General features: G+C 34.6%; 14 protein-coding genes. 9 read left to right on the top strand and 5 right to left on the bottom strand.

Going from position 1 to position 15,059, the window contains the following annotated elements; translation table 11 throughout:
• Nucleotides 1-5 precede the first annotated feature (5 nt).
• Nucleotides 6-1,433: a chromosomal replication initiator protein DnaA gene (gene dnaA / locus IQ05_RS01035; protein ID WP_144889062.1), complete on the bottom strand. Its 1,428-nt coding sequence runs from the start codon at nt 1,431-1,433 to the stop codon at nt 6-8.
• Between the two features lie 185 nt (nt 1,434-1,618).
• On the opposite strand from dnaA, the gene IQ05_RS01030 reads away from it, so the two are divergent.
• Nucleotides 1,619-2,023, top strand: coding sequence for an acyl-CoA thioesterase (locus tag IQ05_RS01030; RefSeq protein WP_144889061.1), 405 nt, complete (start codon nt 1,619-1,621; stop codon nt 2,021-2,023).
• 28 nt (nt 2,024-2,051) lie between these two features.
• On the opposite strand, the gene IQ05_RS01025 is transcribed toward IQ05_RS01030, so the two are convergent.
• From IQ05_RS01025 to ribD, 3 genes are read right to left on the bottom strand one after another with little or no spacing between them, the layout of a single operon-like run.
• On the bottom strand, nt 2,052-2,678 hold the full coding sequence (locus IQ05_RS01025; protein WP_144889060.1) for an IMPACT family protein: 627 nt from the start codon (nt 2,676-2,678) through the stop codon (nt 2,052-2,054).
• A gap of 40 nt (nt 2,679-2,718) precedes the next feature.
• A complete protein-coding gene (locus IQ05_RS01020) occupies nt 2,719-3,321 on the bottom strand; it encodes an HAD family hydrolase (RefSeq protein ID WP_144889059.1) in 603 nt (200 codons plus the stop codon).
• Complete coding sequence (ribD, locus tag IQ05_RS01015; protein ID WP_144889058.1) at nt 3,314-4,357, bottom strand: bifunctional diaminohydroxyphosphoribosylaminopyrimidine deaminase/5-amino-6-(5-phosphoribosylamino)uracil reductase RibD; 1,044 nt, start codon at nt 4,355-4,357, stop codon at nt 3,314-3,316. Before ribD ends, IQ05_RS01020 begins: the two co-directional genes overlap by 8 nt.
• A gap of 103 nt (nt 4,358-4,460) precedes the next feature.
• Here ribD and IQ05_RS01010 point away from each other — a divergent pair, with 103 nt between their 5' ends.
• Together IQ05_RS01010 and prmC are read left to right on the top strand one after the other, a co-directional pair.
• On the top strand, nt 4,461-4,946 hold the full coding sequence (locus IQ05_RS01010) for a GNAT family N-acetyltransferase (RefSeq protein ID WP_144889057.1): 486 nt from the start codon (nt 4,461-4,463) through the stop codon (nt 4,944-4,946).
• Nucleotides 4,947-4,989: 43 nt separating this feature from the next.
• Entirely contained in the window at nt 4,990-5,856 is an 867-nt protein-coding gene (prmC, locus tag IQ05_RS01005) for a peptide chain release factor N(5)-glutamine methyltransferase (protein ID WP_144889056.1), read from the top strand.
• A 183-nt stretch (nt 5,857-6,039) separates the two neighbouring features.
• Here the strand turns inward: prmC and IQ05_RS01000 are convergent, their stop codons facing one another.
• Complete coding sequence (locus IQ05_RS01000) at nt 6,040-7,284, bottom strand: ABC transporter permease (RefSeq protein WP_167496915.1); 1,245 nt, start codon at nt 7,282-7,284, stop codon at nt 6,040-6,042.
• A 342-nt stretch (nt 7,285-7,626) separates the two neighbouring features.
• Here IQ05_RS01000 and hisS point away from each other — a divergent pair, with 342 nt between their 5' ends.
• The 6 genes from hisS to IQ05_RS00970 all read left to right on the top strand — a co-directional run bounded on the left by hisS (nt 7,627) and on the right by IQ05_RS00970 (nt 15,041).
• Nucleotides 7,627-9,003 carry a histidine--tRNA ligase gene (hisS, locus tag IQ05_RS00995; RefSeq protein ID WP_144889055.1) on the top strand — a complete coding sequence of 459 codons (1,377 nt, stop codon included), beginning with the start codon at nt 7,627-7,629 and terminating at the stop codon, nt 9,001-9,003.
• A gap of 338 nt (nt 9,004-9,341) precedes the next feature.
• On the top strand, nt 9,342-9,920 hold the full coding sequence (locus IQ05_RS00990; protein ID WP_144889054.1) for a nucleotide exchange factor GrpE: 579 nt from the start codon (nt 9,342-9,344) through the stop codon (nt 9,918-9,920).
• A 104-nt stretch (nt 9,921-10,024) separates the two neighbouring features.
• On the top strand, nt 10,025-11,140 hold the full coding sequence (gene dnaJ / locus IQ05_RS00985; protein ID WP_144889053.1) for a molecular chaperone DnaJ: 1,116 nt from the start codon (nt 10,025-10,027) through the stop codon (nt 11,138-11,140).
• Between the two features lie 222 nt (nt 11,141-11,362).
• Nucleotides 11,363-12,286 (top strand): ABC transporter ATP-binding protein, encoded by a 924-nt coding sequence (locus IQ05_RS00980; RefSeq protein ID WP_144889052.1) that lies wholly within the window; start codon nt 11,363-11,365, stop codon nt 12,284-12,286.
• Nucleotides 12,287-12,374: 88 nt separating this feature from the next.
• Complete coding sequence (locus IQ05_RS00975; RefSeq protein ID WP_144889051.1) at nt 12,375-13,682, top strand: ABC transporter permease; 1,308 nt, start codon at nt 12,375-12,377, stop codon at nt 13,680-13,682.
• A 195-nt stretch (nt 13,683-13,877) separates the two neighbouring features.
• The gene (locus tag IQ05_RS00970) at nt 13,878-15,041 is read left to right on the top strand and encodes a sigma-54-dependent transcriptional regulator (RefSeq protein ID WP_144889050.1); all 1,164 of its coding nucleotides are present in this window, start codon (nt 13,878-13,880) and stop codon (nt 15,039-15,041) included.
• Nucleotides 15,042-15,059: the final 18 nt, after the last annotated feature.

Below are 15,059 nucleotides of genomic sequence, written 5' to 3'. Positions count from 1 at the left end.
GGTATTTACAACGTTAATTTTTTATTGATATCGTCAACAAATTTTTTGAATTGTTTATCAGTAGCAACAAGGTTATCTACTGTTTTGCAAGCATGTAAAACGGTAGCATGATCACGATCACCTATCTGTGAACCAATATTAGCTAGTGAAGCTTTGGTAAACTTTTTGGCAAAAAACATAGCTAGTTGACGGGCTTGTACCACATGTCTTTTTCTAGTTTTCGATTGTAAAGTCTCTAGATCTAATTGAAAGTAATCTGAAACTATTTTTTGGATGTAATCAATTGAAATTTCACGTTTTACATTTTTAACGAATTTTTCAACTACACTTTTCGCTAGGTCAAGAGTAACTTCTTTTTTATTGAATGAGGATTGTGCTATCAATGAAATGATGGCACCTTCTAGCTCCCTAACATTTGATTTGATATTTCTAGCTACGTACTCAATAATATCCTCAGGAATTTCAACTCCATCCCTGTACAAAATATTTTTTAAGATAGAAATTCTAGTTTCATAATCGGGTTGGTGAATTTCTGCAGACAATCCCCATTTGAATCTGGAAAGCAAACGCTGTTCGATATCTTGCATATCAACCGGAGCTTTGTCAGATGTTAGAATGACTTGTTTCCCGTTTTGATGCAAGTAGTTGAATATATGAAAAAACACATCTTGAGTACCTGATTTACCTGAAAGAAATTGAACATCATCAATGATTAAAACATCAATCAATTGATAAAAATGGATAAAGTCGTTACGGTTATTTTTTTTAACCGAGTCAATATATTGCTGTGTAAATATCTCGGCAGAAATATACAAAACAGTTTTCTCTGGATATTTATCTTTTATTTCTACACCTATTGCATGTGCAAGGTGAGTTTTACCTAGTCCTACACCTCCAAAGATTAGTAAAGGATTAAATGATGTTCCACCCGGTTTATTGGCCACAGCCATCCCTGCAGAACGTGCTAATCTATTAGAATCTCCTTCAAGAAAATTATCAAAGCTATAATTGGCGTTAAGCTGTGATTCAATCTTAAGATTTCGAATACCAGGAATTACAAAAGGATTTTTGAGCTCTGGGTTTAAGTTTTTAAACGGAGCATCAACTTCCTGAGGTTTCATGGGAACTCTATTGGCACTTGGCAACTGTTCTGTAAACGGTTGTTTGTTGCCATAGGTGTTTTCCATTCTAATTTTATAAAGTAACTTAGCGTTTTTTCCAAGTTCTTTAGTCAAGGCAACTTTTAAAAGTTTTACATAGTGTTCCTCTAGCCATTCGTAGAAAAATTTACTAGGTACTTGAATATATAATGCATTATCGGTAAGTTCAACTGATTTGATTGGTTCAAACCAAGTTTTATAGGCTTGGTCTTGGATGTTGTCTTTTATGAAAGACAAACAGTTTTCCCATACTGATTGAGCAGTTTTGTTCATATATTCTAAATAAATTGTTTTTTATTTGTAATTTTTAGATTACTAAAAAAAAGATGTTTTGTTACTTATTATTGGGGTAACAAATATGTGAACAAATTTCTGTAAAAAAAAATATATAGGGTTATAATTTTCCCTATTATTGTTGTAAGGCACTATTTTTAATTAAATTTTTTAATTCATTATTAATGAAAGATCATCAAGTACAAGTTAGAGTTCGATACTCTGAAACAGACCAAATGGGAGTGGTTTACCACGGTAATTACATACCTTATTTTGAAATAGGAAGGGTGGAATGGCTTAGAAACAAAGGGGTTTCGTATAAAGTAATGGAAGAAAGCGGTATTGCGTTGCCTATAGTTTCTATGAATATAAATTATAAAAAATCAGCTCGCTATGATGAGCTTTTAACGGTTCATACGGTTTTTAAAAGTCAGTCGTCTGTTAAGATAGAATTTGATTGCGCTATCTATAATGAGCAGGATGAGTTATTAACAACTGCCCAATTTATCTTGGTTTTTGTGTCCTTAAAAACAGGTCGTCCAGTGGTTCCGCCAGATTATATTTTAGAATTGCTAAAAGCGATGGAATAAAATAAAAAAGATGCAGTTTTTTGTGAATTTAAACACGAATAATTTTGATTTCAAAAATGGAATTAAAAATGTCGAATATCATTTCGGCATTTTTTTTTCGTGTTTTTATTTCAATAATGCCTTCGGGTTGTTGTGTCAAACTATTAATTTCCATAGTTTGTGTCACGATATCTAATTTTTTTTCTTTCACCACGCGCATGATTTTATTCATGAATTGGTAATCAAACATAATTTTAAAATGAATGTCAATTGTTTTTTCGATAATCTCGCATTCTGATAAGGCCATTTGTGCTGCCGTTTTGTAGGCTGATATTAATCCACCAACACCAAGTTTTACACCGCCAAAGATGCGCACGACTACAACAAGGATGTTAGTTACATCAAAAGATAGTATTTGCCCGTAAATAGGCATTCCAGCGCTGTTGCTTGGTTCTCCATCATCGTTTGCTCTATAGGTATAAGTTGAAGTCCCCATTTGATACGCATAACAAAAATGTCCTGCGTTGGGGTGAAGTTTGCGTAAACTTTCTAGTATGGTTTTTACATTTTCTTCACTGCTTGCGGGGAATGCATAGCCAAAAAACTTGCTGTTCTTTTCTTTGAATAGAATTTCACCAGAAGGCGTGTCAATGGTTTTATAGGTGTCTTTCACAATTAATTTAAAATCTTATGGTATTTTAGGATTTGCCAAAGCGTTAGAAATTTATTTTTTCGAATAAATCAACAACGTCTTCCGTACCAACTTGTAAATTCCAAACCTGTAAGCCAGTTTTTAGTGCTGCATCTGTATTTTCTTTTTTGTCATCAACAAAAAGGGTATTGGTTGGAATTAAATGGTGTGATTCTATAAGATGCTTGTAAATTTCTAGATCGGGTTTGCGCATGCCTAGATCAAAGGAGAAATATACTTTTTCAAAACATTTATAAAAAGTACTGTAAAATGCGGTGCCGCTTTGTTTTTCAAATTGCTCTATGTGAATAGCATCCGTATTAGATAATAAAAACAAACGATATTTTTTCGACAATAAAACTAAAAAATCCAATCGATGTTGTGGAAAATCAAGCAGAATGGCATTCCATGCTTTCAAAATCTCAGTTTGGTTAGCCTGCGGAATTTGTTTTTGTAAACCATCTAAAAATTCTTGACGGGATATTTTTCCAGTTTCAAAAGCGACGTTTAATGCATCCAAGGTGCTATTCCATTGTTGTAAGCCTAATTCTTTGAAAGCTTTAGGAGTGGCTTGCTTGTCTAAATTGATGAAGATATCTCCAAAATCAAATATAATAGTATCAATCATGATTTTTGATCAAAATTAGTTCGTCTGTTAAAATGTGCTTTTTTTGCACTATAGTTTTATTTATTTGCGGAGCTTTGATTCCTTTAAGAATAGGTTTATCTCCAATAAAAACTCTTGCCTCGTCCCAGAGTTGTGCGTCTATAAAAGTTTGTAAAGTTTGTTTTCCACCTTCAATAATAACTGATTGAATATCCATTTCATAAAGTGCTTGGACAATTTGAGGGGTAATATTTTCTTTGAAATCAATTATTTTTTCAGCAGTGTTTTCTATATCTTTTGCAAATGGGAGACTTGTAAAAACAACTGTTTGAGCTTGATTGTCAAAAATGGCACTTTCTTTTGAGACCCTTTTGTTTTGGTCTAAAATCAATCTTACAGGGTTTTTTCCGTACCAGTCACGTGCATTAAGTGTGGGATTGTCATCAATAACGGTTTGCGTTCCCACCAGTATAGCTTGTTCCTCGGTGCGCCATTTGTGCACCAGCTGTCTAGAATACGGATTAGTAATCCAAACGGGTTTTTGTTCAGAACGTTCCTTTGGAGCAATAAAACCATCTTGACTTTCTGCCCATTTCAAGATAATATAAGGTCTCTTTTTTTCGTGAAAAGTAAAAAAACGTTTGTTGAGTTCCAGACAATCTTTTTCTAGTACACCCACTTTAACGTTAATGCCTGCCTCAAGAAGTTTTTTTATACCATTTCCAGCTACTTTTATGTTAGGATCTACGGTACCTATAACTACATTCGGTATTTTATGTTTGATGATCAAGTCACAGCACGGAGGTGTTTTACCAAAGTGGCTACAAGGTTCTAAGCTCACATAAATTGTGGCGTTTTTTAATAATGGCGTATCGCGTACAGATTGTATTGCATTCACCTCGGCATGGGGTTCTCCTGCTTTTTTATGCCAACCTTCACCTATAATGACATTGTTATGTACAATCACACTTCCCACAAGCGGGTTAGGATAGGTTGTGCCAAGGCCGTTTTGGGCCAGCTGTATGCAGCGGTTGATGTATTTTTCATGTATATTCACGGTGCAAAAGTAATACTTTTTGAGCTTTTCATTTTGTTAAAATGTTTTACGTCATTATAGCAAAGTATTTCTATTTTTGCATCAATAACCTGATTTTTTAAATATGGAAAATTACAGCATAAGAAAAATAAATAAAGAGGACAATGCAGCAGTGGCTCAATTAATTCGCTCTGTTTTTGACGAAATGGATATTCCAAAAGTAGGTACAGCTTACGAAGATCCGTATTTGGATTTGATGTTTGAGGAGTACAGCAAGCCAAGATCTGTGTATTATGTTGTAGAGCATAATGATAGGATTGTAGGCGCGGCTGGAATTGCGCCACTGGCTAATGAAGCGGTTTCTATATGTGAATTACAAAAAATGTATTTTTTACCTGAAACTCGTGGAATGGGAATTGGAACTGAGATGATGGAAGTATGTTTGCAAAGTGCTCGAAATTTTGGGTACGAAAAATGCTATCTTGAAACGATGCCTTTTATGCATGATGCTCAAAAATTATATAAAAAAACAGGTTTTGAAAACATTGATGGGCCTATGGGTTCTACTGGTCACAGCAGTTGTCCGGTTTGGATGTTGAAGGATTTATAAAATTAATTCAAGCAGTACTTTGCCCTAAAAATGTCCCTCACACATGAAAATAAAAGAATACAGAACGCAGTTTATACAAGATTTAACGGCTCTTTATGGTGAAGATGAAGCCGAAAGTTTCTTTTATTTGATTTTAGAAAACCAACAGCAATTAAAAAGAATCGATTTGGCTTTACAACCGGATTTGATTCTTTCAACTGATGCGCTTAAAGTTTGGGATCAATTTTTACAGCAATTAAAAAACGAAATCCCGGTGCAATATGTTTTGGGGAGTACTAGTTTTTTTGGATTGGATTTTGAAGTAAACAATGCTGTTTTAATCCCAAGACCCGAGACGGAAGAATTGGTTGAATGGATTCTGAATAGTTTACAATCTACTGTTGCTAATCAAAAAGTAAAGATTCTTGACATCGGAACGGGTAGTGGTTGCATTGCTATTTCTCTAGCAAAAAATCTAGTAAATGCGCAAGTTTTTGCTTTAGATGTATCTGAAGAAGCATTGAAGACAGCTCAGAAAAATGCTCAAAAAAATCAAGTTAGCATTACGTTTCTGCATCAAAATATTCTTGAAACAAATGATTTATTGCAACAATTTGATGTCATTGTTTCAAATCCTCCGTATGTACGCAATTTAGAAAAACAAGAAATTAAAAATAACGTATTACATTATGAACCTCATTTGGCACTTTTTGTTGAAGATTCAGATGCTTTGATTTTTTATAGAAAGATAGCCGAATTGGCTCAAACAAGTCTCTCTAATAATGGATTTCTTTATTTTGAAATTAATCAGTATTTAGGTAAGGAAACGGTGGATTTACTTGAAAACTTGAATTTTAAAAATATCGAATTAAGAAAAGATATCTACGGGAATGACAGAATGATACAGTGTAATTACAGTAAACAATACTAGGAAGAAAAACAGTTTCATGTTACCAAAAAAAACAAACTAGTAAGCACTTCGCGTGAGGGGTAGCAGCACGTTACCATGTAACGCGTATAACCCGACCCTATAAAAAAAAAGGGGCAACAATCCATTATGATTTGTTGCCCCTTTTTTTATGTGGTCACGCCCTAATTTGTATTGGAATATCTATTATTCGTAACGCAATGCCTCAATAGGGTCTAAAACAGCAGCTTTAATGGCTGGATATAAACCAGACGCAATAGCTACTATAAAACTGGTTATAAAAGCTGCCATTATTGCGCCCCAAGGGATTACAAAAGCAAAATCCATGGCAGTTGCAATACCAAAACCAATTAAGATACCAAAAATAATTCCTACTAAGCCACCCATTTGTCCTATGAGTAGGGTTTCAATGAAGAATTGAATGGCTATGGTTGTTTTTTTGGCTCCAAGTGCTTTTCGAACCCCAATTTCTCGAGTTCGCTCTGTTACCGATACGATCATAATGTTCATCAATGCAATAGATGAACCTAAAACGGTAATAATCCCAATAAGCCATGATGCCCATCCTAGATATTGTGTAATTCCTAGAATTTTATTAATTAAATCATCACTTCGTACAATCCCAAAATTATTATCTTTTATAGGACTAAGTTTTCTAACCCTACGCATTACGCTTGTTGCGTTGTCTAGCGCTTGCTCTAGCAACTCCTTTTTATTAACCATAACGCTCACGGTATAATTAATGTTAGGTGCTGTAAATAGGGAACGTGCTACTTGGATAGGTATTAATATTCTTAAATCTTGACTATTGCCAAAAGTGGAACCTTTTTCTTTTAACACTCCAATAACTCTAAATTTTGCGCCACGTATGGAGACCACTTTATCTATAGGGTTGATGTCTTTGAATAGTCCTTTTTCAAAATCAGAACCTACGATACATACATAAGCATTATTATCAACATCAAAACGGGTAAAATTTCTACCAGAACTGGTTTCAAGACCTGAATTGGTCATGAAATACTCGTCAACTCCTACTACAGAGTTTTCAGGATCTGTTTTAGTCGACTCATATTTTACCTCGGCTCCTGCCGTTGCGGTAAAGGAAAGTGAAGTTTCGGTTAAGGGGTAGTTGTATTTGTTTTTGAAAGCCACCGCTTCGGGATAAGAAATAATAGGATTGATTATTTCACGTTCATCTCGGCCCTGTCTTCTTACGGTGTTTTCATATTGCTTTATATTAAAGGTGTTGGCACCCATAGAAGCAAAATCAGAGGAAATAGTATTCTCCAGCGCAGATACAACCGTAAGAATACTCACTAAAGCCGTGATTCCTATGGCGATAATCATCACCGTAAGAACCGTTCGTAACAATTGCGTTCTGATTGAACCAGACGCAATTCGAACATTTTCTTTAAATAATTTTAACATCATACCCATTTGACACGAATTTATATTTTTTGTTACAAAATTTTACAACCAAAAAAATATTTCATAACAATTTTCTTTTTTTTAGGAGCTGTTTCCGGCTTTTGCTACAATACCGCACTCCATATTCTTTGTTTTCTTTCTACCTTAAATGAGCTTCCGCTAGTCGCTCTTTAAGTCAGGAAAACATAAGAATTTGTAGTGCTATATTTCCACGACAATCCGGGCTAAACAAGCAGTAATAAAATGTGGCATTTTGTAAACAGAATAATTTTAAAAATAAGATATTTGCAACCAGAAAAAGATTGCCTAGTAAGGCATAATAATAAGGACAGCAAAAATAGATTCATGGCATCAAAACCTAGCATACCAAAAGGAACCCGAGATTTTTCGCCAGCAGATGTGGCCAAAAGAAATTATATCATTCAAATCATTAAAAGCAATTTTGAAAAATTTGGCTTTCAACCTATAGAAACGCCATCGTTTGAAAACTCTGAAACCTTAATGGGTAAGTACGGAGAAGAAGGCGATCGATTGATTTTTAAAATATTAAATTCTGGAGACTATCTTTCTAAAGCCAACGAAAGTCATCTAGAAAGTAAAGACAGTACAAAATTAACGTCAAGCATTTCAGAGAAAGCCTTGCGTTATGATCTGACTGTACCTTTTGCAAGGTATGTGGTGCAACATCAAAACGATATTGAATTTCCGTTTAAGCGCTATCAAATTCAACCCGTTTGGAGAGCTGATCGACCTCAAAAAGGACGTTTTAGAGAATTTTATCAATGTGACGCAGATGTAGTTGGATCAAAATCTTTGTGGCAAGAAGTAGAATTGGTTCAATTGTATGACACCGTTTTTACAGCTTTAGGATTGCAAGGCGTAACCATCAAAATCAATAATAGAAAAATTTTATCTGGAATTGCAGCCGTAATAGGAGCCTCTGACAAGCTGATTGATTTTACAGTAGCTCTTGATAAATTAGACAAAATAGGCGAGGACGGAGTCAAGAAAGAAATGATAGAAAAAGGAATTCCTGAGGAAGCACTGTCAAAAGTTCAGCCACTATTTAATTTTACAGGTTCTATCACTGAGAAAATCGAGAAGCTCTCTGTTTTATTACAAGACTCAGAAGAAGGTATGAAAGGTGTGGAGGAATTGCGTTTTATTTGTGAAACGGTTTCACAACTAGGGCTGTCAACAGCTGTTTTGGATCTAGATGTTACATTAGCAAGAGGATTAAATTATTACACTGGAGCTATTTTTGAAGTAGCACCACCCAAAACTGTTGCAATGGGATCCATCGGTGGCGGAGGACGTTATGATGATTTAACGGGTATTTTTGGTTTGAAAAACATGAGTGGAGTGGGAATATCTTTCGGTCTTGACCGCATTTATTTGGTGGTAGAAGAACTAAAGTTGTTTCCAGAAACAGTAGCAGCAACATCTAAAGCTTTATTTATCAATTACGGAAATAATGAAGCCTTTTATGCCATGCAAGCTATTAAGGAGCTTAGAGAAACTGGAATTAAAGTAGAGTTATATCCAGATAATGTAAAAGTGGCAAAGCAGTTTCAGCACGCTGACAAGCGTGGAATACCTTTTGCAATTATTGCAGGAGAACAAGAATTAGAATCTAAAACATTTGCTCTTAAAAATTTACTTTCAGGAGAACAGCAGGTTCTCGATTTAGAAGGTTTGAAAAATTATCTCTTACAGAATTAAAAAAAAAGCTTCGTTGAAAAACGAAGCTTTTTTTATATAACGTAAATGTGAATTAATAATTTGTCATTCTATTTCATGCGAAATGAATAAAACCATTTACAAATATAACATAAATATAATATGATAATCTTAAAAAAAACCTAAATTTTAAACAAAGCGTTGATAAAAATTGTTAAGAAATTTATTTTTTTTATTCAGTTTAAAGGAATTCAAGTTGGTTGTACGTGAGCCATTTTTGGTAAAATCCCCCTTTTTGATAAGCATAAATAATATTAAGTGTGACAATTTGACATTTTAAGAGAATTGGCAGTACTTTTGCAATTCAAAAAAAGATTAAAATGAAGTTTAAGAATATTTTTAAAAATAAGAGCACTATGACCACTGAAAATACAGAAATCGATCAAGAATTACAGGATGCAACATTAGAAAATAATGTTAATGAAGAGCAGGTTATTGTTGAGGAATTAAGCGTGGAAGAACAATTAACACAAGATTTAGCAAAAGAAAAAGATAAATACCTAAGGTTGTTTGCAGAGTTTGAGAATTACAAAAGAAGAACAACTAAGGAACGTATTGAGTTGTTTAAAACAGCAAATCAAGAAGTCTTACTTGCTATGTTACCAGTGCTAGACGATTTTGATAGAGCTATTATTGAGATTAACAAATCAGAGGATGAATTGCTAACTAAAGGTGTTGAGCTTATCCATGAAAAACTAAAAAATACTTTAGTGGCTAAAGGATTAGAGCAAGTTGAGGTTACAGCAGGTGACGCATTTGATGCTGATTTTGCCGAAGCAATTACTCAAATTCCTGCGCCATCAGACAGTATGAAAGGTAAAATTGTGGATGTACTAGAAAAAGGATACAAACTTGGAGACAAGATTATTCGTTTTCCAAAAGTGGTAATCGGTCAATAATTACAACTGCGATGCTGGTTGAAAGTGTCATTTTAAGTATAAATGTGGAGTATTAGCTTTTTAAGATAGTACTAAAATACATTCGCACTAAATAAAAAATACAGATGAAAAAAGATTTTTACGAAATATTAGGCATTACTAAAAGTGCAACTGCTGCAGAAATAAAAAAAGCATACAGACAAAGTGCCTTGCAACATCACCCTGATAAAAATCCTGGCGATAAAGCTGCTGAAGAGAAATTTAAGTTAGCGGCAGAAGCTTATGAAGTATTGAGTGATCCACAAAAAAAGGCAAAATACGATCAGTATGGTCATCAAGCATTTGATGGTTCAGGCGGTTTTGGCGGAGGTGGTCATGGCGGTATGAACATGGATGATATTTTCAGTCAGTTTGGAGATATTTTTGGAGGTGGTTTTGGCGGCTTCGGTGGCGGAGGTGGCGGCGGAAATCGTCGTACCAAAGGAAGTAATCTTCGTATCAAAGTAAAATTGACTTTGGAAGAGATTGCTAATGGTGTTGAGAAAAAAGTAAAAGTAAAACGTAAAGTACAAGCTGCTGGCGTTACTTATAAAACTTGTAATACTTGTAACGGACAAGGTCAAGTAATGCGTGTAACAAACACCATTTTGGGCCGTATGCAATCTGCTTCTACTTGCCCAACTTGTAATGGTTCAGGTCAAATTTTAGATAAAAAACCAGCCGACGCAGATTCACAAGGAATGGTTCTTGAAGATGAAACGGTTTCAATCAAAATACCAGCCGGTGTTGTTGACGGAATGCAGTTAAAAGTTTCAAACAAAGGAAACGATGCGCCAGGAAACAGCGTGCCAGGTGATTTGATCGTAGCAATCGAAGAGTTAGAGCACGACTTCTTGAAACGCGAAGGTGAGAATTTGCACTATGATTTGTACATTAGCTTTGCTGAAGCGGTTTTAGGTATTTCTAAAGATATCGAAGCTATCAACGGAAAAGTACGTATCAAGTTAGAGGAAGGCATTCAATCAGGTAAAATATTAAGACTAAAAGGTAAAGGGATACCAAGTATCAATGGTTACGGGAATGGTGATTTATTGGTTCATGTGAACGTATGGACTCCTAAAACATTGAACAAAGAACAAAAACAGTTTTTTGAGAAGAATTTAACCGACGATAATTTTATTCCAAATCCTGAGAAATCAGATAAGTCATTTTTTGAAAAAGTAAAAGACATGTTCTCTTAATTCAAAAATGTTAATTTTGAATGTAGACATTCATACAAAACCCATCCTTATGCACAAGGATGGGTTTTTTGTGAAATACAATTTGTTATTTTGGTGTCAGCAAAAAGCATTTTACGCAAGGCTAAAAAATTAAGTTTTTGCCAAAATAAAATACTACTTATATCAAACTATTATAAGTATTTCGATACTAATTATTTACTTTTACACCATTAAAATATAAGTATGAGTACTATTCTTGAAATCAATCAAGTTGTAAAACAATACGGCGATTATAAGGCACTTAATGCAGTATCGCTCAATATACCTAAAGGCAGTATTTACGGACTCTTGGGGCCAAATGGAGCTGGTAAAACATCATTAATTCGAATTATCAATCAAATTACAATGCCTGATAGTGGCACTGTAATTTTTGATGGAGAGAAATTGCAACCCAAGCATGTACAACACATAGGATATTTACCAGAGGAAAGAGGTTTGTACAACACGATGAAAGTAGGAGAGCAATGCCTATATCTAGCACAAATGAAAGGTCTTTCAAAGGCTGAAGCCAAAAAACAACTGGAATATTGGTTTGATAGACTAGGTATTCAAGGCTGGTGGAACAAAAAGATTCAAGAACTTTCTAAAGGGATGGCTCAAAAAATCCAATTTGTCGTGTGTGTATTGCATAAACCCAAATTACTCATTTTTGACGAACCTTTTTCGGGTTTTGATCCTGTGAATGCCATTATTATCAAAGACGAAATTTTAGCTCTGAGAGATCAAGGTGCTACAATAATTTTCTCTACCCACCGTATGGAAAGTGTGGAGGAAATGTGCGATCATATTGCATTGATTCATAAATCAAATAAATTAATTGAAGGGAAGCTAAATGATGTCAAGAGGCAATTTAAAACCAATACTTTTGAAGTAGGTATACTTTCGGATAAGCCCGAAGCTTTAATGCAAGCGCTATCTCAAAACTTTAGCACAAATCCTGCCCAATTTAAATCGTTAAATAATGAGTTTAAATTAAATATTCAATTAGGGAATGCATCACCAAATGAGTTGCTCAACAGCTTAACTCCTTTTGGTCAAATCACACATTTTGTAGAAAAAATCCCGAGTGTGAATGATATTTTCATTCAAACCGTTAGCGGTTCTTAGCAAGACATGAGCATTAAAAAAAAATAAACTAAATAACCATTTTTTGATTCCTCTTTTTTGGGAATTTTGGACAAATCAAAACTAAAAAATGTCAATAATTACATTAATCATCAAGCGAGAGTTCATTACCAAGGTACGTAACAAGTCCTTTATTGTAATGACTTTTTTAAGTCCGTTGCTATTTGTGGCCATTGCAGTTTTTGTAGCGTACTTAAGCAGTATGAAACCAGATACAAAGCGCATTGCCATACATGATAAATCGGGATTGTTTGTACAAGAATTTTTAAAGAAAAACAGTAAAAAAGCCACGTATGACTACCAAGATTTAACAGCTCTTGATTTAAATTTTTTAAAAGATAGTATTAGTGCTGAGGCATACGAAGGAATTATTTATATCCCAAAAGTACAGGATACAAAACTGTTAGAAAATAAAATTCAATACATTTCAAATGATAGTCCAGGCATTGCATTTATTGAAAACATGCAAGATATCGTAGCTAATAAGTTGACAAAGGCAAATTTAGAAAAAGCTAAACTCGATACACTTGCCATCAAAAAAGCACAGGCAAAAGTTGTTATTAATATTACAAAAGCATCTGGAGAAGAGAGTCTCAAAGGTTTAAACGAAATTAAAATTGGAATAGGAGGAGCATTTGGTTACCTTATCATGATGTTTATTATCATTTACGGTAACATGGTCATGCGTAGCGTAATAGAGGAAAAAACAAGCCGAATTGTAGAAATTATTATCTCCTCTGTCAAACCATTTCAATTAATGATGGGAAAAATTATAGGGACAGCTCTGGCAGGATTGTTGCAATTTTTTATATGGGCGTGCTTAGGGTTTATATTGCTTTTCTCAGTGTCACTATTTTTTGGAGTTAATATAGGACCTGTTTCTGGTGCTCAAGATGTACTTTCGGCACAGCCAGAAATGAGTAGTTCAGCCGCACTTTATATCAAGGAATTATGGAACTTGCCTATTGCAGGTATACTAGCGGGTTTTGTAGTTTATTTTATAGGAGGCTATTTGTTATACAGCTCTTTCTATGCCGCAATAGGAGCCGCAGTAGACAATCAAACCGATTCGCAACAGTTTTTAATGCCCATCATCATGCCGCTTATACTCAGCGTATATGTTGGTTTCTTTACCGTTATCAATGATCCACACGGTACAGTGGCAATAGTTTTTTCAATGATTCCGCTTACTTCGCCCATAGTTATGCTCATGAGAATTCCCTTTGGCGTACCTTTGTGGCAAATAGCCATATCAGTAACGTTACTTTTTGCTTCTTTTTTATCCGTAGTTTGGTTTGCTGGTAAAATTTACCGAATCGGAATTTTAATGTATGGTAAAAAACCAACATGGAAAGAGTTGTATCGATGGATGAAGTAGTAAAATAATTGATAAAATGCTGTTCAAGAGTATTTTTTAGGAGCTGTTTCCCGCTTTTCATTTCAATCTTTCCTGCTTTGCTATCGCGCCGCAGTAAAGGATTTCCATTATAATCGGGGCTAGAGAATCCCGTAAGAAAGTTGAATTTTGCAATAAAAATAATTTGGTGCTCATAAGCCAATCAAAAATAAAAATATGTCAAAAATACTTATCATTGAGGATGAGGCAGCCATAAGAAGAGTGCTCTCAAAAATCCTATCAGAAGAAAATGATAGCTACCAAGTAGAGGAGGCAGAGGATGGTGTAGTGGGTTTGGAAAAAATTAAAACTACTGATTATGACCTGGTTCTATGCGATATAAAAATGCCAAAAATGGATGGGGTTGAAGTGCTAGAAGCAGTCAAAAAAATCAAACCAGAAATTCCTATGGTTATGATATCTGGGCATGGTGACATGGAAACAGCTATCAATACCATGCGTTTAGGAGCTTTTGATTACATTTCTAAACCACCTGATTTAAACCGATTATTGAATACGGTTCGAAATGCTTTGGACAAAAAACAACTTGTAGTTGAGAATAAAATCCTAAAGAAAAAAGTCAGCAAGAATTATGAAATGATTGGTGAGAGTGATCCCATTAATCATATTAAAATCATGATTGATAAAGTTGCTCAAACCGAGGCACGAGTATTGATTACAGGACCTAACGGAACCGGAAAAGAATTAGTCGCGCATCAATTGCATGAAAAAAGCGAACGTGCAAACTTTCCTTTAATCGAAGTAAATTGTGCTGCAATCCCATCTGAATTGATTGAAAGTGAATTATTTGGTCATGTAAAAGGAGCTTTTACATCAGCAGTAAAAGATCGTGCAGGAAAATTTGAAGCGGCAGATAAAGGAACTATTTTCTTAGATGAAATTGGAGACATGAGCCTTTCGGCGCAAGCCAAAGTTTTAAGAGCGTTACAAGAAAGCATGATTACTCGTGTAGGAGCAGATAAAGACATAAAAGTTGATGTAAGAGTTGTTGCTGCTACGAATAAAGATTTGAAAGTTGAAATTGCCGAAGGTCGTTTTAGAGAGGATTTATACCATAGGCTGGCTGTAATCCTCATTAAAGTACCAGCTCTTAATGACAGGCGTGATGATATTCCATTGTTGATCAAGCATTTTGCTGATAAAATAGCTTCTGAGCAAGGAAATACGGTAAAGAAATTTTCGGCTACTGCAATTAAACTTTTACAAGAATACGATTGGACAGGGAATATTAGGGAATTACGCAATGTTGTGGAACGCTTGATTATCCTTGGCGGAAGCGAGATTTCAGAGAATGATGTGAAGTTATTTGCATCAAAATAATTAAATAATTTAGAGGTT

The sequence above is a fragment of the Flavobacterium tiangeerense genome, assembly GCF_007830355.1.
GTDB classification, from domain to species: Bacteria; Bacteroidota; Bacteroidia; order Flavobacteriales; family Flavobacteriaceae; genus Flavobacterium; species Flavobacterium tiangeerense.
This window is presented reverse-complemented; position numbering and strand designations above follow the sequence as displayed.

Coding starts and splice junctions, on each gene's coding strand:
- dnaA (WP_144889062.1), bottom strand. CDS start 1,433: ATGAACAAAACTGCTCAATCAGTATGGGAAAACTGTTTGTCTTTCATA.
- IQ05_RS01030 (WP_144889061.1), top strand. CDS start 1,619: ATGAAAGATCATCAAGTACAAGTTAGAGTTCGATACTCTGAAACAGAC.
- IQ05_RS01020 (WP_144889059.1), bottom strand. CDS start 3,321: ATGATTGATACTATTATATTTGATTTTGGAGATATCTTCATCAATTTA.
- IQ05_RS01010 (WP_144889057.1), top strand. CDS start 4,461: ATGGAAAATTACAGCATAAGAAAAATAAATAAAGAGGACAATGCAGCA.
- prmC (WP_144889056.1), top strand. CDS start 4,990: ATGAAAATAAAAGAATACAGAACGCAGTTTATACAAGATTTAACGGCT.
- IQ05_RS01000 (WP_167496915.1), bottom strand. CDS start 7,284: ATGATGTTAAAATTATTTAAAGAAAATGTTCGAATTGCGTCTGGTTCA.
- hisS (WP_144889055.1), top strand. CDS start 7,627: ATGGCATCAAAACCTAGCATACCAAAAGGAACCCGAGATTTTTCGCCA.
- IQ05_RS00990 (WP_144889054.1), top strand. CDS start 9,342: ATGAAGTTTAAGAATATTTTTAAAAATAAGAGCACTATGACCACTGAA.
- dnaJ (WP_144889053.1), top strand. CDS start 10,025: ATGAAAAAAGATTTTTACGAAATATTAGGCATTACTAAAAGTGCAACT.
- IQ05_RS00980 (WP_144889052.1), top strand. CDS start 11,363: ATGAGTACTATTCTTGAAATCAATCAAGTTGTAAAACAATACGGCGAT.
- IQ05_RS00975 (WP_144889051.1), top strand. CDS start 12,375: ATGTCAATAATTACATTAATCATCAAGCGAGAGTTCATTACCAAGGTA.
- IQ05_RS00970 (WP_144889050.1), top strand. CDS start 13,878: ATGTCAAAAATACTTATCATTGAGGATGAGGCAGCCATAAGAAGAGTG.